The organism is Shewanella sp. FDAARGOS_354, assembly GCF_002209245.2.
GTDB lineage: Bacteria > Pseudomonadota > Gammaproteobacteria > Enterobacterales > Shewanellaceae > Shewanella > Shewanella xiamenensis.
Genome location: NZ_CP022089.2, coordinates 1,538,847 through 1,555,808, shown reverse-complemented (window position 1 = coordinate 1,555,808; position 16,962 = coordinate 1,538,847). Strand labels below are relative to the sequence as shown.

The following is a 16,962-nucleotide window of genomic DNA, read 5'->3' as shown; positions in this document are numbered from 1 at the left end:
ACAGAGACAAGTTAATACAATTAATTATTGCACTTAAGTTGGTTAAATGCGTATTTTGTGTGAGTCAGTATCAAAAATAAGGAAGTTTCATATTGCGCAATCTTACTTCTCAAGTTTATGAGTGGCTGGAGCAAGGACATATTACTCGGGCGCAGGCAAATGAGTTGTTTCGCAGCGTATTGGTGTCGCCCAACTCTCTCAGTTGGCAGCGGTTATTATCCCTTTTGCTTCAGTGGGCGGGGGCGTTAAGCCTAGTGACGGGGATTATTTTCTTTTTTGCTTACAATTGGCAGTCCCTAGACAGAATAAGCAAATTTGCCCTGATTGAAGCCGTGCTATTGATTAGCCTTGTGTGCTTTGTTTGGCTGTATTACCGCAGCATGTTGAGGCAAGTTGATGCCCATCATCATCTTTTTGGTGCCACGCTTGCAAACGTGGCACTGTTAGTGGTGAGTATGTTAATTGGTGGACTTTTAGCCTTGGTGGGCCAGACCTATCAAACGGGAGCGGATCCTTGGCAGCTATTTGCGTTGTGGGCATTAGCCATTATCCCCTTAGCTTGGGTGGCAGGTTTTGATGGCTTATGGTTGTTATTACTCGGGTTAGTTAATTTAAGCCTTGGACTCTTTGCTGATACCGCATCCTACCTTTTGGATGAACAGATTTGGTTATTTGTCTTTGCGGCAATTAATCTGACTATCTATTATGTTTTTGTTTTTATGGGAAAAAGCCAGCGCAATCGCTGGCATGCACCACTTATGCAGTATGCGAGTTCACTTGTGGCCATGGGCTGTTTTACCTTATTGCTCTGTTGGATGATTTTTGAACCCAGTGATTCTAAGCCACTACTTGTAGGTGTGTGGGCTGGTTACTTTATTCATTTGTTATTGGGATTCTGGTGGTTCAGGCACAGATTATTACAGATTTATCCGTTGGCTTTGGGCGGTTTTAGTTTGATTGGTGTGGGTGCTGTGCTATTAACCGAACTGCTGTTTAAGAATAGCGATCCTATAGGCGGCTTTTTATTGATTGGGCTTTATATTATTTTGGCAAGTACCGGCTTGAGTACTGTGTTAGTACGATTACAACGGCAATTTAGCGCCGAAATGACGCCAATATCCCTCGTAGGAGAGGAGCTGAGTCATGAATAACCCCCTCACTGATTCGACTCAAGATCCTGGTGCTTCAGCGGCGCAAACGCTTTGGAATAGTTTGTATGCAAAGGGCGAAGTGAACGCACCAGAACGGCCCCAATCCCATGAAATACCTTGGTATATTGCGTTGATGCAAGCCTTTGCAGCTTGGATTGCCGCCTGGTTTTTATTGGGCTTTATGGCGTCACTTTTCGATAGTGTATGGGGGCGATTCGAAGGGGGAGCCGCTCTGTTTATCGGTTGTATCTATTTAGGCTTAGGACTCGCCTTGTATTGGGGCGGGCGCCAACAGCACTTTTTACAGCAATTTGCCTTTGCCTCATGTTTAAGCGGTACGCTTGCCCTTGCTTGGGGACTGTTTGATTTGCTCGGCGATACCTTTAATCTTGCTTGGTATCTGAGTATGGCCGCTTTGTTTCTGTTGCTTTGGGGCATGATAAAACACAAGGTTGCTCAATGGGTATTTGCATTCTGTTTATTAGCCTGTTTGACGGGGCTGTTGGCTGAGTGGCATTTACTCAACTTAACACCGACTTTGCTGGTGTCGTTACTGAGTGTGGTGCTATTAAATATCCATCGCACAGGATATCACTATCAGAGGGCGAGGATGTTGGTCTATGGTGCTGCTTCACTTTTGCTCTCCATTCAACTAATACATGTCTTCAGTATGGATAGGATCTTCGAGGCGTTATTTATATCCGGTTGGCAGTCGGGAATGGCAGTTAGTCATTTACTCGTAGTATTTACTCTTTGTGGTTTCCTACTCGTTAGTCTGTTTAACCAATGGCAAATCTCACTCATCGCCCCCAGTGGGTTGTTTGCGTTTTTAGGCCTAGTGCTGATTACTGCACTGTCTTTACCCATGCAGGGTTTATCGACAGCTGTGTGGCTTATATTGTTGGGGCACTATGCAAATGAGTCTTGGTTGAAGGGAATGGGTATTGCTTCAGGGTTGGTTTTTGCTGGTGGTTATTATTATTCATTAGAGACAACGCTGATGCTTAAGTCGCTGTATTTGATGGGATTAGGATTGTTACTGCTTGCCGCGAGATTAGTGATGTGGCGTTACTTTCCTATCTCAGACGCACAAGCTGAGTTAGAGGAGCATGTGTAATGGGGACGGCTATGTTGTGTTTAGCGAACAGCCACCGAAGAGTCCTATTATTGGTTGTTGTTACTGTGGTGGTCTTGCTGACGATGGTGAATTGGCGAATCGCCCAGTTTGAGCAGTTATTGCAAGATGGCAAAGTGGTGCGTTTTGCCTTAGCGCCAGTGGATCCTCGCTCGATTATGCAGGGGGATTATATGGCCTTGGAATATGCCATTGCACAGGAGGTACGCGCCGCGTTGCCTGAGGGGATGACGCAGGGGCAACTACTGTTGACTCTCGATTCGCAAAAAGTGGCGCACTTTGTCGGTATTTACCGTGACCAGCCCAAAGCCGCCGATCAACTCACGGTAGATTTTCGCCTGCGCAATCATAGGGTAAAGCTGGCCTCAAATAGTTTTTTCTTTGAAGAGGGCCAAGCTGACCACTTCAGCCAAGCCAAATACGGCGAGTTTAGAGTCAGCGAACGGGGAGAGTTGTTGTTGGTGACGCTGCTCGATGAGCAGCTGCAACCGCTATAACGGGAAACCGTAATGGATGTTAACAAGATGGTGAGTTAGGCTCGCCATCTTCGCTATTTTTCCTAGTACAATCCGCTAAATCGTTGCCTAAATATCCATCTTAAGTTGCAACTTAAGTGCAACTAATTTGTAACCTTTGTTCCCTATAGTATCGTCAGTTTTCGAAGCTGAATGCTTCGTAAAATGGTCAATCATAAACTCAAATATCAATATAAAAGATACTTTTAGGGGTCATTATGTTTAATAACAAAACGCTGTTGGCGTTAGCCATCAGTAGCATCTGTGGCGTTGCTCATGCTGCCGATAATCTAATTATTTCTGAATATGTTGAAGGCAGCGGCAATAACAAAGCCATTGAGCTGTACAACCCAACCGCCAACAGCATCGACTTAAGCCAGTATCAATTGCGCTTCTATTTTAATGGCAGCACAAATGTGGGCACGACTATCACCCTGAATGGCACCTTAGCGGCAGGGGCAACTTATGTTGTCGCTGATAACGACGCATCGGCCGATATTCTGGCGGTGACGAATCAACAAAGCAGCGCGAGTTTTTTCAATGGTGATGATGCCATTGTGCTGACCTATCAAGACCAAGTGATTGATAGCTTAGGCCAAGTGGGTGTCGATCCAGGCAGTGAATGGGGCAGTGGTGATTTATCGACCCAGGACAACACGCTACGCCGCAATCCCGATCAGTTAATCGCCGATCCTATTATTGATGATGCTGTCACCTTTAATACATGGTTAGGTTTTGCCAAAGACGATATCTCGGATTTGGGTAAGTTCAGTGCAGGCACACCTACCGATCCTGTTGAGCCGCCACCGAGTTCATTAGCCTGTGGTGAAGCCTCAACGCCTATCCATGCTCTGCAAGGTTCGACCAATGTCAGTCCGTTAAACGGACAAACCTTAGTGGTAGAAGCCATTGTGGTGAGTAACCAAGAAGCTGGCCTAAAGGGCATCTTCGTGCAAATGGCCGACAACGAAGCCGATAACGATCCACAAACTTCTGAAGGGGTGTTTGTTTATACCGGTAATGCGCCTATGGGTTACGTGGCGGGCGACCGTGTACGCTTAAAGGCTAAAGTCACTGAATATCAAGGCTTAACGGAACTGACTACCGTTGCCGATCATAAACTTTGCGTTGCAGGACAAGCTTTGCCGAGTGCCGCGGTAGTAACTTTACCCGTCAACTCAAGCGATGATTTTGAGCCCTTTGAAGGCATGCGCGTACGCTTTAGCCAAGATCTGGTCGTGAACGAAGTCTACAATTTGGGCCGCTATGGTGAAATTTCACTCGGTAGCAGCCGTCACTTTATTGGGACACAAGTCGCTGCGCCAGGTGCCGATGCTTTAGCCGTCACGGCGGCCAATCTCAAAGACAGTATTTTACTCGACGATGGCTTAACGGCGCAGAACCCTGAACCGGTTATTTTCCCTGCGCCAGGTTTAAGCGCATCGAACACTGTGCGTGTGGGTGATAAAGCCACGAGCCTTACTGGTGTTATGCACTATGGCTTTAATCTTTATCGCATTATGCCGACTGAGCCCGTTAATTTTGTAGCGGAAAATCCTCGCCCACAATCACCAGTGCTTGCCGAAGGCGGCAACCTGAAAGTCGCCAGCTTTAACGTACTGAACTACTTTAATGGCGATGGACAGGGCGGTGGTTTCCCGACTGCGCGTGGTGCCAATACCTTGAGTGAGTTTGAGCGTCAAAAAGCGAAGATTGTCAGCGCTATGGTGGGGATCAGTGCCGATGTGTTTGGTCTGATGGAAATCGAGAACGATGGCTTTGGCGCCAACTCGGCGATTGCCGATCTCGTGGCGGGCCTCAATGCCGCCGTGGGTGAAAATCGCTATGCTTATGTTATTCCAAAGGTCAATGGCAGCAGCTTAAGTGCGATAGGTACGGATGCGATTACCGTCGGTTTAATTTATCGCAGTGACAAAGTGAGCCCTCAGGGGGATGCGCGTATTTTATCAAGCGCTAACTCTCCCTTAGATGACGCCGCGCAGCCGCTGTTCGACGACAGCAAAAATCGCCCTATGTTGACTCAAGCCTTCGCGCTAAACGGCAGTGAGGAAAGCGTGGTGGTTGCTGTTAATCACTTGAAATCTAAAGGCAGTGAGTGTGCTGGCGATCCAGATATGAACGATGGTCAAGGCAACTGCAATATTACCCGTAGTCGTGCAGCAACGGCGGCAGGGCAGTGGATTGCCGCGCAGTATCCTGAGCAAGGTGTACTGCTGATTGGTGACTTAAACTCCTACGCCAAGGAAGACCCGCTGATGGCATTGGCTAACGCTGGCTTTAGTGAGTTGTTCGCCAAACTTGAAAAAGCTAATCCTTATTCCTATGTATTCTCGGGTGAATCGGGACAGTTAGACCATGCGCTCGCGAATGCTGCGTTAGTGGATAAAGTCCTAGATGTGACTGAGTGGCATATCAATACCGACGAGCCACGTGTGTTAGATTACAACGAAGAGTTTAAGACCCCTGCGCAGGTGCAAGACTTGTACGCTAGTGATGCTTATCGATCATCTGACCATGATCCTGTGGTGATTTCACTCCTGCTCGAAGCGGAAAACGTAGCTCCTGAAGCCAGCTTCACTCAGCTTGTGAATGGTGCGAGTGTGCAACTGACTTCAACCTCCATTGATAGCGACGGCCAAATTGTCTCTATTGAGTGGGACTTTGGCGATAATAGTCAAGGTATTGGAGAGGCGGTATCACACACTTATGCGCAAAGTGGTGATTATCTAGTGACGTTAACCGTAACGGACAATGACGGCTTAAGCCATAGCAGCTCGCAAATGGTGTCAGTGGTGGTTGAAAATGTGAAGAAACCACCCGTTGCCCAAATTCAGCGCATCAATCTATGGCTGGTCGATATGTTTATTTCGACTAGCTATGACACCGATGGGGTTATTAAGCAGCATAAGTGGAAGTTTGATAATGGCACCCGCGCCAATGGTCCTGTAGTACTGCGTCTGGCGCGCCGCGGAGAGCATACCGTCGAATTAACCGTTAAAGACAATGATAAATTAACGGATACGACAACACTGACATACCGTTAAGCGTTAGCCTCTTTCTTTAAATATCAAAAGCCTGCTGTTGCAGGCTTTTTACTTTGATTCACTTACTTAATTCATCACTTACTTAATTGACTATATTAACTGGCTATATTAACGGACTATAGCGTGCTTGAAATTCAAGCTAAGTCGCTGTAAGTACATCCTCGCTTAAGCTAAGATGACGCCACTTATGGATTTTTACTCACAGGGAGCACACTCATCGCAATGAATGCAGACACCTTGGCGTACCTCAATCAGTATCAATTAACCTCAGTGATGAACCTTACTAAATGGCGTAAGCTTGAGCAGGCACTCCATGAGGCACCAGAGTTTGTGCCCCATGTGCGTTATAAGCTGCTGGAGGATGAAGGGCCAACCCCAGGTTTTACGCCAGTGTGGTGGGACGAGTTACTCGCTATTTGCGAGAGGATTGAGTGGCTTGAAATTGATCCGCTGAACAGAGAGCACCGCGGCAGATTGCTGCCGGAAAAGACCACGGATTTTACAGATTATATTGAGGCGCAACTGCATAAGTATCGGCTTCCCTACAGTAAAGAAGCTCAAGGGATCAGGATTTGGGGCTATCTACGCCCCGATGCAACTATGCCTGTATTTGTTATTGCGGCTGGTGGCGAGACGATAAAGGAAGCGTAAGCAAATTCAGACGACAGATAAAAAACGGGGCGCTAATTGATTAGCGCCCCGCTAAGGATTACAGCACGATATAAAGTGGCCAGCCGAGTAGACCGACGAGTCCTTCTTTATGCTCGAATCTTTCTAAACGCTCAGGTGAGGCGTCATTGAGCAGCAGCTCACGGTAGCTTTTTGCAAAATGCAGTGTTCGCAGCAATGCTGGCGCAAAGTTTTTCCCCAAATCTTTACCGATAGTCTCGGCCAGCTCCGCGGGGAGTTCCGCCAAGGCTTTTTGGGTTTGCTGCTCGATATACTCAAGGCTAAACCATTCGTCCTGCAAGCTGATTTTGGCAATGCGCTTTTTCAAATCTTGTCTGACTTTGGCATTATCAAACAACATCCGATACAGCACGGCTTCGGCCAATACGCTCTCTAGATTTAAGAAATCCAAAGGATCGTAGCTGGTTTGGGCATAAAACTGCGCCATTAGCGCCGCAATCGATTGCTGACGTTGGTGCTCGACCAATGCATCCTGATAGGCCTCATATCCAAGCCACTCTTCGGCGTCAGGCGGCGTAGAGACTTGTTCCAGTAGGAATTTATCCACATCACCATAGAGTGATTTGCCATTGACTAGCTTATGTTTGCTCACCACGCTGAGCATGCTCCAGCCCTTTTGGAAGCATTTGACCACGCCGTCGCTGGTGAGCAATAAACGCAATGCCTGTTGTTGATCTTTATTCGATAGTTCCATTAACCCGAGACTAACGACGCCAATCACATCGTGCGCCGCTTGTTCCAGTAAGTGCATCTTGTACTTGTTGTAGAACTTATCTGCCAATTTGAGGCTCATCAAAATGGCTTTAGATTTGATTTGTGCGAGCTGCTCACCGCTAAGGGTGTTGTCTGCTTGGCCTTTAGCCAACACCTTGCTCAGGTATGGGCCTTGGTCTAAATCACGCAGTACCAGTTGCATCTAGGAATCCTTAATCTAAAAAGCTAAACATATCATCCACTTCTGCGTATTCGTCCGTGACTTGGTTTTTCTCTTTGGCTTGGATAACTAATTCATTAACGAATTTGTTAATGATTATTTCCCAGCCAGAGCTTTCGTTACGCAGCAGGTTTTTAATGGCTTTTTCTACATCGGGTGCCAGTTCATGGATTAATGCCATCAGACTACGTGGGTCATCTAGGCTTAAGCTATGGGCTTCTTCGCTGGCGACGCGGTTGTCATAGCCGACGGTATCAGTATCTTCTTCATCGTCATAATAATCGTTGAAGTGGTCTTCATCGTCGTGGCGTTCGCCCAGCATCATCTCGATAAAAGGGATAGACAGATAGAAGAGGCCGGCGGGATCTTCGGCAATGCACTCTAAAATAGCGGTTTGTTTTTCTTCGCTATCTTGAATACGAATTAAATAAGTTAAAAAATCAAAGGTATGCTGAATGAGTTCTTCGGCATTATTTTTGATTTTTTCTTCCCAATACAAAGGTTGCTGACAGACGATGTCGCGAATTTGCTCAGGTGTCATCAGCTCCGACATAATTGACGGGCAGGAGATATCGTGGTGACTGTTGATTTGCGTCAGTGTCACAATATCCATTTTTTCAATGACTTCGACTAATTGCTCATCGTTCATTGTGGTGGCGATGAGTTCGAAACGTTTACTGGCCTGTTTTGGCTCGACATCGGCGAGCTCTTTAATCTCGGCAACGGTTATCTCAATGAGACTGGTGTTCATTAGCGGTCCTCATCATCGTACTGATCGTAATAGCCATCTTCCTCTTCGCCGTCATCATCATCGTCATCGGAATAGTCGGCGTAATCACTGTCTTCGTCTTCAAAATCATCGTCAGCACTGCGTTTAGGGGCTGGCGTACTTTTGCCTTGGTTTTCCAATAAGTACAGCACGGCGCAGCTTTCAATCAGTAAATCCTCTGAGTAAGCGCGCACTGCTAGCACTAATGGCAAATCGGCATTGTTAAAGCCGATTGTGACCTTAAACTCATCCCACTCAGGTTGCGTTGCCGTATTGATCCAATGGGCCCATTTGAGCTTGGCATCACTTGGAAATTTGACTCGGCCATACAGTGCAACCGGCAAATACTCGGGTACCGACTCGAGCATTTTAGGATCGGCTTGTAATACTTTTTTGATTTGACTGGTAAATTGTTCCAGTGCCTTGGGGGTATCCGGGTCATCATAGGACTCGATATTGTCGTAGGCATTGGTCTTAAGCTCATTAATGCGTGAGATATTCAGTTTTTTGGCCATGGGCTTGTCTCGAAATAAAGCGCAGAAATAATTTATTCGGCGTAGAAAGTGCGGATTTAACCGCTCGTTAATTCGGCGCTAAAAATAAAATATTAAGGGTAGAACTGATCCCATAATTCACGCATTGCGCCATTCGGATCCGTCACTATCACATTGTTGAAATCTCGGATAAACGCATTTCTAAGCTTCGGATCGGACAAGACTTCATACGCTTTTTTGACGCGTTCAAGTTGCTGTGACGCTTGCTCTTTTTCGTCATCAGAGGCACCTAACAACTTATCAGGATGATACTTGTTTGAGAGCCGACGATAGGCTTTTTTAATGTCGTCTTCTTTGGCGCTAGGTTTGATACCAAGCACACTAAAGTGGTTAATCATATTTGTACCTGCAGGCGATGGATTGGTATCGCAAGATAAAGCTTGAGTGCTGATTATCTGCCAATTTGTGGAATTATGATTAGTCAGCGACGGATCATAGCAGAAATGCGTGTTGGGCGGCAAACGACTATGGCTGCATTTAGAGGGAAAAGTGAATACTAAACTGGGGTTTGTGAAGATCTGCAACTGCAAAGACAAACGGTAATAGGTGGCTAAGGCGCAGTAGGTACAAGTATCAGCTAACACAGCGATATTTTCTGCGAGTTAACGGCTCTGTTTTTGTAAGTCATTTCAGTATGTAACGAAAGAAACTCGATAAACGATTCAAGTAAATCAAGCCAAACTCAGTACGATAAATATCGGACACAAAAAAACCAGCTGATGCTGGTCTGGTCGTTATCATTGTTAAATTGGTTGCGGGAGCTGGATTTGAACCAACGACCTTCGGGTTATGAGCCCGACGAGCTACCATGCTGCTCCATCCCGCGTCCGATTAACGCTGTTGATCACTGTTTTAATTCTGTCATCTTAGAATTGGTTGCGGGAGCCGGATTTGAACCGACGACCTTCGGGTTATGAGCCCGACGAGCTACCATGCTGCTCCATCCCGCGTCCGAGTAACGCTGCTGATAAATGTTTTAATTCTGTCATCTTAGAATTGGTTGCGGGAGCCGGATTTGAACCGACGACCTTTGCCGTTGTTTATAAAGAGTTGAGCCCGACGAGCTGTTTCTTTTTATAAACGTATACATCTAAATTGGTTGCGGGAGCCGGATTTGAACCGACGACCTTCGGGTTATGAGCCCGACGAGCTACCATGCTGCTCCATCCCGCGTCCGATATCTATCTGTATTACTTATATTTGCTTTAAATGGTTGCGGGAGCTGGATTTGAACCAACGACCTTCGGGTTATGAGCCCGACGAGCTACCATGCTGCTCCATCCCGCGTCCGTCTTCAAAGCGGGGCAGACTATAACGGCAGCGCTGTGGCATTGCAAGGAGGAATTCTAAAAAAGCGGACGAATGCTTAAATATAAAGCGTAGTGCGGGGAATTTACCCAGTATTGACCGTGATATCGGATTTTAATGGGTTAAATGTGGATTAACTACCTGACTAAATCGAGTTTTGGCTAATAACTGTTTATCTTTTATGTGGCTTCGCAGGTATAATGTCGGTTTGATTTTGACTGCGTATTGATTATCCCATGCTTAATTTTTTTGCTGCCGCCCCCAAGGGCTTTGAATATAGCTTAGCCCAAGAACTGACAGAATTTGGTGCGACCGAGATTAAAGAAAGTGTAGCCGGTGTCTATTTTACCGCGCCTCTGGCTTTAGCCTATCGCATTACCCTGTGGACGCGTTTAGCCAGCCGTATTGTACTGGTAATCTATAAGGGACCCTGTGAGTCGGCGGAGCAGTTATATAATGCAGCCTACTGTATTGATTGGTCAGCACATTTCTCTAATCGCAACACCTTTAGTATCGATTTCCATGGCACGGGTGGTTTTATTAACAATACCCAGTTTGGCGCGCTAAAGATTAAAGATGCGATTGTTGACCGTTTCCGTGATGACGGTGATGCCCGTCCAAACGTCGCCCGTATCGATGCCGACATTAAAGTTGATGCACATTTTCGCAATGGGGTCATTACCATTGCGATGAATTTTTCTGGCCCATCACTGCACCAACGTGGTTACCGTTCAACCACGGGTGAAGCGCCTTTAAAAGAAAATCTCGCGGCGAATATGCTTTTTCGCAGTGGCTGGAAAGCCGCGCCGACTACCTTACTCGATCCCTTCTGCGGCAGTGGTACAGTGTTGATTGAAGCGGCTTTGATGGCCGCCGATATTGCTCCAGGTTTACAACGCAGCCGTTTTGGTTTCGAACATTGGCGTCGTCACGATAAGGCCACTTGGCACGAAATTGTCGAAGAAGCTAAAGCGCGTGCATCGTTAGGAGTAAAGCGCTGCGAAGTGAAGTTCTATGGCTCTGATATCGACTCACGCTTAGTGGCGTTAGCAAAACGCAACGCGCAAAATGCAGGCGTACTTGAATTAATTGAGTTTAAGGTGGCAAATGCCCTTAATGTTGAGCCGCCAGCGGCTGAAGGTTACCTCATCACCAACCCTCCTTACGGTGAGCGTTTAGGCAGTGTGTCTGAGCTGTTGCAGCTGTACTATCAATTAGGCGATAAATTCAAAAAAGAATTTGGTGGCTGGAAAGTGGCCATGCTGTGTAGCGATATCGAGCTTATCTCGGCATTGAAACTCAAAGCCGATAAACAGATGAAAATGTTTAACGGTGCGTTAGAGTGCGCTTTTAACTTATACACGCTTCACGCACAGAGTACTCGCCGCGATACGCCAGTGTTGCCAGAGGGTGTCGATATTGCCGATATCGCGCCTGCTTTTGCTAACCGTATAAAGAAAAACGCTAAGCAATTTGAGAAGTGGGCCCAAAAAGAGGGGATTGATAGTTATCGCCTCTATGATGCTGACATTCCTGAATATAATGTCGCAGTCGATAAGTATCTTGATTATGTTGTGGTACAAGAATACATGGCACCAGCCAGTATTCCTGAGGCCGTCACTAAACGTCGTTTAAGTGATGTGCTGCTGGCTTTGCCTGCGGCCATTGGCGTTAATCCACACAAAATCATTATGAAGACCCGCGAGCGTCAAAAGGGTACTAACCAATATCAAAAGTTGGATGAACGTAAGTTAGAGCTTACCACGACTGAATATGGCGCTAAATTTAAGCTAAACCTGACGGGTTATTTAGATACTGGGCTGTTCCTCGATCATCGATTAACTCGCCGTTTAGTGGGGCAAAAATCTAAGGGCCGCCGGGTACTGAATTTGTTCTCTTACACAGGTTCTGCCTCAGTGCATGCTGCATTAGGCGGCGCAAAGTCGGTCACGACGGTTGATATGTCAAACACATACCTTGCTTGGGCGAAAGAGAACTTTGCCCTTAATAATTTGTCTGGCAAGCAATATGAATTTGTTCAGGCTGACTGTTTGCAGTGGATCCGCGATTGTAACGAACAATACGATTTAATTTTTATCGATCCGCCTACCTTCTCCAACTCCAAGCGCATGGAAGATTCTTTCGATGTGCAACGTGATCATGTGAATTTACTCGGTATGCTAATCAAGCTGTTAAGTCCAAACGGTGAATTGGTGTTCTCCAACAATAAGCGCAAGTTTAAGATGGACACTGAAACTTTAACCAAAATGAAAATTAAGGTGCAAAACATCGACGACATGACGTTGCCGCTGGATTACAAACGTAATCCTCATATCCATAACACCTGGTTAATTACCCATGCAGATAAATAATGCATTGCAGGCAAGCTATGTGTTGTATCACACCGAAGGTTGCCATTTATGCGAACTGGCGGCGGCATTATTAAATGCCGCCGAGGTGCCTTTTACGGCCATCGATATTTGCGATGATGAAACCCTAGCAGAGCGTTATGGCGTGTCGATTCCTGTGGTTAAAGCCCTGGACGAGCGTTATTTAAGTTGGCCCTTTGATGCCACGCAATTACAAGAATTTTTAGGAGCTTAGTTTGAGTCTGGTTCGTATCAATAATGGCTCGTTAGCCTATGGTTACACCCCGCTATTACAACATGCTGATTTTACTATTGAGCGCGGCGAGCGGGTCTGTATTGTTGGCCGTAACGGTGCAGGCAAGTCGAGTCTATTAAAGATTTTATCCGGCGATGTGCTGCTCGATGAAGGTGAATTTAACATCGATGGTAGCGTCACGGTCAGTCGGTTACAGCAAGATCCACCTAAAGCTGAGCAGGGTACGGTTTACGCTTACATTGCTGCAGGTTTAAAAGAAGTAGGTGAAGCTCTAGAGCAATACCATCAATTATCCCACGATGTCGCTTTTGCTGAGCCTGAGCAAATGGAGCGCATGCTCAATCAAATGCAAAAGTTGCAGGAGACGTTAGACCACCATAATGGTTGGCAACTTGACTCGCGGATCAATCAAAATTGTGAGCTTTTGGGGTTAGATCCCGATAAATCTTTAAGTGAATTATCTGGGGGTTGGCAACGTAAAGTGGCACTTGCCCGTGCGTTAGTCAGCGCGCCAGATTTATTGCTACTCGATGAGCCAACCAACCACCTCGATATTGATACTATTGAGTGGCTAGAAAAATTCCTGCTGGATTTCCAAGGCGCCATCGTGTTTATCAGCCACGACAGGGGCTTTATTGCTCGCATGGCCACGCGGATTGTGGATTTAGATCGCGGTGTCGTGACTTCATGGCCCGGTAATTATCAAGCCTATCTTGATGGTAAACAAGAATGGCTGCGGGTCGAGGCTGAGAAAAACGCATTATTTGATAAGCGCTTAGCCGAAGAAGAAGTCTGGATCCGCCAAGGTGTTAAGGCGCGTCGCACCCGTAACGAAGGCCGTGTGCGTGCGTTAAAAGCCTTGCGTCAAGAACGCAGTGAGCGCTTGAATCGTCAGGGTAATGCCAAAATGGCGGTGGCCGATACTGAGCGTTCTGGTAAATTGGTCTTTGATGTGAAGGACTTAAACTATAATTTACCTGATAAAAATCTGGTCAAAAACTTCAATACCACAGTGATGCGTGGTGATCGTATTGCGCTTATCGGCCCCAACGGCTGTGGTAAATCGACCTTAATTAAATTATTGATTGAGAAGTTACAACCTCAATCGGGTGAAGTGAAAGTCGGTACTAAGCTCGAAATCGCCTACTTCGACCAATACCGTGAAGCACTGGATCCTGAGCAAACTGTTGAAGATAACGTGGGTGAGGGTAAAAAGACCATCACTATCAATGGTCAAGATCGCCATATTTTAAGTTATTTGCAGGATTTCTTGTTCTCACCAATGCGTGCCAGAACGCCGGTAAAGGCGCTATCAGGCGGAGAGAAAAACCGTTTATTACTGGCGAAGTTACTCATTCGTCCCGCAAACCTTATCATTCTGGACGAACCAACAAACGATCTTGATATTGAGACCCTAGAATTGCTAGAGTCGCTGCTGACTGAATATGAAGGCACGTTATTGCTGGTCAGCCATGACCGGGCGTTTATCGATAATACCGTGACCAGCAGTTGGTGGTATGCCGGTAATGGTCACTGGACTGAGTATGTTGGTGGTTACCAGGATGCTATCGATCAAGGTGCAAAGTTTTATTCTGAGGAACCTAGTCAAGCAAACACGGTCGAAGCTCCTGCGACGGCAAAAAACGCTGAGGTTAAAGTGGCTGAGCCTGCCAAAGCCGCAAAAAAACTGTCCTATAAATTACAGCGTGAGTTAGAGGCAATGCCAGAGTTGATGGAGAAATTAGAGGCCGAAATCCTCGATTTACAAACCACAGTGGCAAGTCCAGATTTTTATAGTCAGACGCAGGATAAAATCAATCAGGTATTGAGCTTGTTAGCGGATAAAGAAAAGCAATTGGAAGTTTGCTTCGAGCGATGGGAAGAGCTTGAGTCACTGAAGTAAACCAATAATAAAAATGGGAATTGAATTAATGAAGTTAAAGTTGGATAAAGCCCTGTCCTTGGTTGCCTTAGGTGTCCTTGGCGTATTGCACAGTGCCCATGCTGCACCAGTCTATGAAATTGTTAACATTGATAATTATGATCTACCACTTGCAGACACCCTCCAAGGTACGCGTAATGGCTACGCTTTAGGTGTTAATGGCAACGATGAACTGGTCGGTATCGCCAAAGGCAAGAAAAAACTCAGTACATCCGATGTTGAAGGTGGTGTGATTGATGTTGAAGATGGTATTGCCTCAGAGGAAACTATCACCTATTCAATTACAGCGGCCATTATTGCGAATAACTTTGCCTTTATCGCTGCGCAAAATGGTGCCACTGGTGCGTGGAAGCCAACCTTTGACAGCATCAATGGTACCACGCCACCAAGTGATTCTTCGGTTGTGAATTCAGTTGATACTTTTTACTACGGCATCAATGATGCGGGTGTGAAAGTTGGCAGCATGACTGCCCCTGAAAAGAAGACTGAAAATACTGCAACCACAGATAATGCAACCGACTATTGGTATTATCGCGATTATGAGTACCGTGGTGTTGCCAAAGTGGATGACACCGAGATCCCATTACCACCTCCTTATACTCAATATGTTAAGGATGATAAGACTGTAGAGCTCGGTGGTTGGTCTGCGGCAACGGCAGTTAACAATAATAACTTAGTGGTGGGTTATGCCAGCACTAATATCAGCAAGTATGGTGGTGATCGGGTTGCTTACTGTTTAGGTACTGATAACACTTTGCCATTAGATGTGTGTATTCAGCGTGAGCAATATCCTAATGCTCAAGGCACGCGTAACATCCAGTACCAAACCCGTGCTTATGTTTGGCAATTAGATAATGGCACTGCTACTGGCACTGAGTTACCGCTAGGATTAACTCCCGCCAGTGACAATACATTGACATTTACTGCACAGGCATTAGGCGTGAATAACGACGGTGTGGTGGCTGGTCGCTCACATGTTTATCGTAACGGTAATACCGATAGATTACGTCAAGATGCGGCCTATTGGACCAAAGATGCAGAGGGTAAATATCAATATCATTGGATCCCAATGGGAGACTCAATTTTGAGCTCTATTGCCTACGATGTAAACGACAATGGAATTGTTGTGGGGAGCTATCGTAGTTATATCCAAGGCTACCAACGCGATAAATTCTTCTATTTTGATATTAATACCCCAGATGTACCTTATGTGACGCCTAATGATTTTGCTGCGACAACCACAGATCTATCTAGCAAAGCGAAGGATATCAATAACAAAGGTCAAGTCGTTGGTTATATTGAAACCACCTATGATAAAGAAAAGCCACGCCCTAAGGCTGGCTTTCTGTATGAGAAATCAACGGGTGAATTCAATAACCTCAATAATTTGCTGACCTGTGAATCTAAAGGTTTTGAAAAAGGGGCTGATGGTAATTGGGCTCGCCACAAGGTTGAAGTTAAGGATGGAACAGGCAAGGTATTAAGCTATAACAGTGATATTCTCATTGTCGAAGCTGCCAGTGTAAATGAAGAGGGTACTATTGTTGGTACTGCATTCATTCGCAAGCCTTCATACCAACTCGATAAAGATGGCAACATTATCGTTGGTGAAAATGGCCTACCTCTGTTTGAACTCAGCGGTAATGGTGACCCTGTGACAGCGTATATTCCACGTATGGTTGTGCTTAAACCTACCACTAACGGCGAAGCATGTACCGTGGATGAAAGTACTGATACGGGGAATTATGAACGTAAAGGTGCAGCATCTTTCGCGTGGTTATTAGCCTTACCCTTAGTTTGGTTACGTCGTCGGGTTCGCTAGTTTTTAAGCTTGAATTCAGACTAAAAAAATCGAGGCAAAATGCCTCGATTTTTTTTAATCATGATCTCAATAGTTTAATAAATAGTCGATAAAATGAACGATTTTTTGATTGATCTCGGCGCTGAAAAGCACTATTCCTATGGGTGAAGCTGTTGCTTCTATTTCACGTAGAACAGAGGACGCTTGCATGAAAAGACAAAAACGAGATCGTTTAGACAGAGCTTTTTCAAAAGGATTCCAAGCTGGTGTTGGTGGACGCTCTAAGGAGCTCTGTCCTTATGCAAATCTTGATTCGCGGTCACAGTGGTTAGGTGGTTGGCGTGAAGGTGTGGATGGCCGAGTTAATGGGCTATTTAATAAATAATGGCGTTTTGCTCATTAATTAAATAGCCCAGAACAAACAGAGTAATGCAGCATAATTGCCCTCAGATGAGGGCATTTTTGTCTCTATT

At 45.9% G+C, this 16,962-nt stretch carries 14 protein-coding genes and 4 tRNA genes; 10 read left to right on the top strand and 8 right to left on the bottom strand.

Annotated elements, in window-relative coordinates; genetic code table 11:
• Positions 1-92 precede the first annotated feature (92 nt).
• The 5 genes from CEQ32_RS07055 to CEQ32_RS07035 all read left to right on the top strand — a co-directional run bounded on the left by CEQ32_RS07055 (position 93) and on the right by CEQ32_RS07035 (position 6,517).
• Positions 93-1,151, top strand: coding sequence for a DUF2157 domain-containing protein (locus tag CEQ32_RS07055; RefSeq protein ID WP_088585756.1), 1,059 nt, complete (start codon positions 93-95; stop codon positions 1,149-1,151).
• The gene (locus tag CEQ32_RS07050; RefSeq protein WP_047536161.1) at positions 1,144-2,268 is read left to right on the top strand and encodes a DUF4401 domain-containing protein; all 1,125 of its coding nucleotides are present in this window, start codon (positions 1,144-1,146) and stop codon (positions 2,266-2,268) included. The genes CEQ32_RS07055 and CEQ32_RS07050 overlap by 8 nt, the downstream gene beginning before the upstream one ends.
• Complete coding sequence (locus CEQ32_RS07045) at positions 2,268-2,783, top strand: GDYXXLXY domain-containing protein (RefSeq protein WP_047536158.1); 516 nt, start codon at positions 2,268-2,270, stop codon at positions 2,781-2,783. Before CEQ32_RS07050 ends, CEQ32_RS07045 begins: the two co-directional genes overlap by 1 nt.
• A gap of 236 nt (positions 2,784-3,019) precedes the next feature.
• The gene (locus CEQ32_RS07040) at positions 3,020-5,866 is read left to right on the top strand and encodes an ExeM/NucH family extracellular endonuclease (RefSeq protein ID WP_088585755.1); all 2,847 of its coding nucleotides are present in this window, start codon (positions 3,020-3,022) and stop codon (positions 5,864-5,866) included.
• A gap of 222 nt (positions 5,867-6,088) precedes the next feature.
• Complete coding sequence (locus tag CEQ32_RS07035) at positions 6,089-6,517, top strand: DUF6678 family protein (protein WP_088585754.1); 429 nt, start codon at positions 6,089-6,091, stop codon at positions 6,515-6,517.
• Positions 6,518-6,575: 58 nt separating this feature from the next.
• Here the strand turns inward: CEQ32_RS07035 and atcC are convergent, their stop codons facing one another.
• The 8 genes from atcC to CEQ32_RS06995 form a co-directional block, all read right to left on the bottom strand.
• On the bottom strand, positions 6,576-7,472 hold the full coding sequence (gene atcC / locus CEQ32_RS07030) for a cold adaptation protein AtcC (RefSeq protein ID WP_055646744.1): 897 nt from the start codon (positions 7,470-7,472) through the stop codon (positions 6,576-6,578).
• Positions 7,473-7,482: 10 nt separating this feature from the next.
• The gene (atcB, locus tag CEQ32_RS07025) at positions 7,483-8,241 is read right to left on the bottom strand and encodes a cold adaptation protein AtcB (RefSeq protein WP_055646743.1); all 759 of its coding nucleotides are present in this window, start codon (positions 8,239-8,241) and stop codon (positions 7,483-7,485) included.
• On the bottom strand, positions 8,241-8,774 hold the full coding sequence (atcA, locus tag CEQ32_RS07020; RefSeq protein WP_037430976.1) for a cold adaptation protein AtcA: 534 nt from the start codon (positions 8,772-8,774) through the stop codon (positions 8,241-8,243). The genes atcB and atcA overlap by 1 nt, the downstream gene beginning before the upstream one ends.
• A gap of 92 nt (positions 8,775-8,866) precedes the next feature.
• Complete coding sequence (locus tag CEQ32_RS07015) at positions 8,867-9,151, bottom strand: J domain-containing protein (RefSeq protein ID WP_037417359.1); 285 nt, start codon at positions 9,149-9,151, stop codon at positions 8,867-8,869.
• A gap of 411 nt (positions 9,152-9,562) precedes the next feature.
• A tRNA-Met gene (locus CEQ32_RS07010) sits at positions 9,563-9,639 on the bottom strand.
• A 47-nt stretch (positions 9,640-9,686) separates the two neighbouring features.
• Positions 9,687-9,763 (bottom strand) — tRNA-Met (locus tag CEQ32_RS07005).
• Positions 9,764-9,909: 146 nt separating this feature from the next.
• Positions 9,910-9,986 (bottom strand) — tRNA-Met (locus CEQ32_RS07000).
• Between the two features lie 37 nt (positions 9,987-10,023).
• Positions 10,024-10,100: transfer RNA gene (locus tag CEQ32_RS06995), tRNA-Met, on the bottom strand.
• A gap of 257 nt (positions 10,101-10,357) precedes the next feature.
• Between CEQ32_RS06995 and rlmKL the strand changes: the two genes are divergently transcribed.
• The 5 genes from rlmKL (at position 10,358) to rmf (ending at position 16,874) form a co-directional block, all read left to right on the top strand.
• Positions 10,358-12,493, top strand: coding sequence for a bifunctional 23S rRNA (guanine(2069)-N(7))-methyltransferase RlmK/23S rRNA (guanine(2445)-N(2))-methyltransferase RlmL (gene rlmKL / locus CEQ32_RS06990; protein WP_088585753.1), 2,136 nt, complete (start codon positions 10,358-10,360; stop codon positions 12,491-12,493).
• Positions 12,480-12,725: a glutaredoxin family protein gene (locus tag CEQ32_RS06985; protein ID WP_037417366.1), complete on the top strand. Its 246-nt coding sequence runs from the start codon at positions 12,480-12,482 to the stop codon at positions 12,723-12,725. Before rlmKL ends, CEQ32_RS06985 begins: the two co-directional genes overlap by 14 nt.
• A 1-nt stretch (position 12,726) precedes the next feature.
• Entirely contained in the window at positions 12,727-14,649 is a 1,923-nt protein-coding gene (locus CEQ32_RS06980) for an ABC transporter ATP-binding protein (RefSeq protein WP_037417369.1), read from the top strand.
• 28 nt (positions 14,650-14,677) lie between these two features.
• Positions 14,678-16,510, top strand: coding sequence for a DUF3466 family protein (locus CEQ32_RS06975; protein WP_088585752.1), 1,833 nt, complete (start codon positions 14,678-14,680; stop codon positions 16,508-16,510).
• 187 nt (positions 16,511-16,697) lie between these two features.
• A complete protein-coding gene (gene rmf / locus CEQ32_RS06970; protein ID WP_006082074.1) occupies positions 16,698-16,874 on the top strand; it encodes a ribosome modulation factor in 177 nt (58 codons plus the stop codon).
• Positions 16,875-16,962 lie beyond the last annotated feature (88 nt).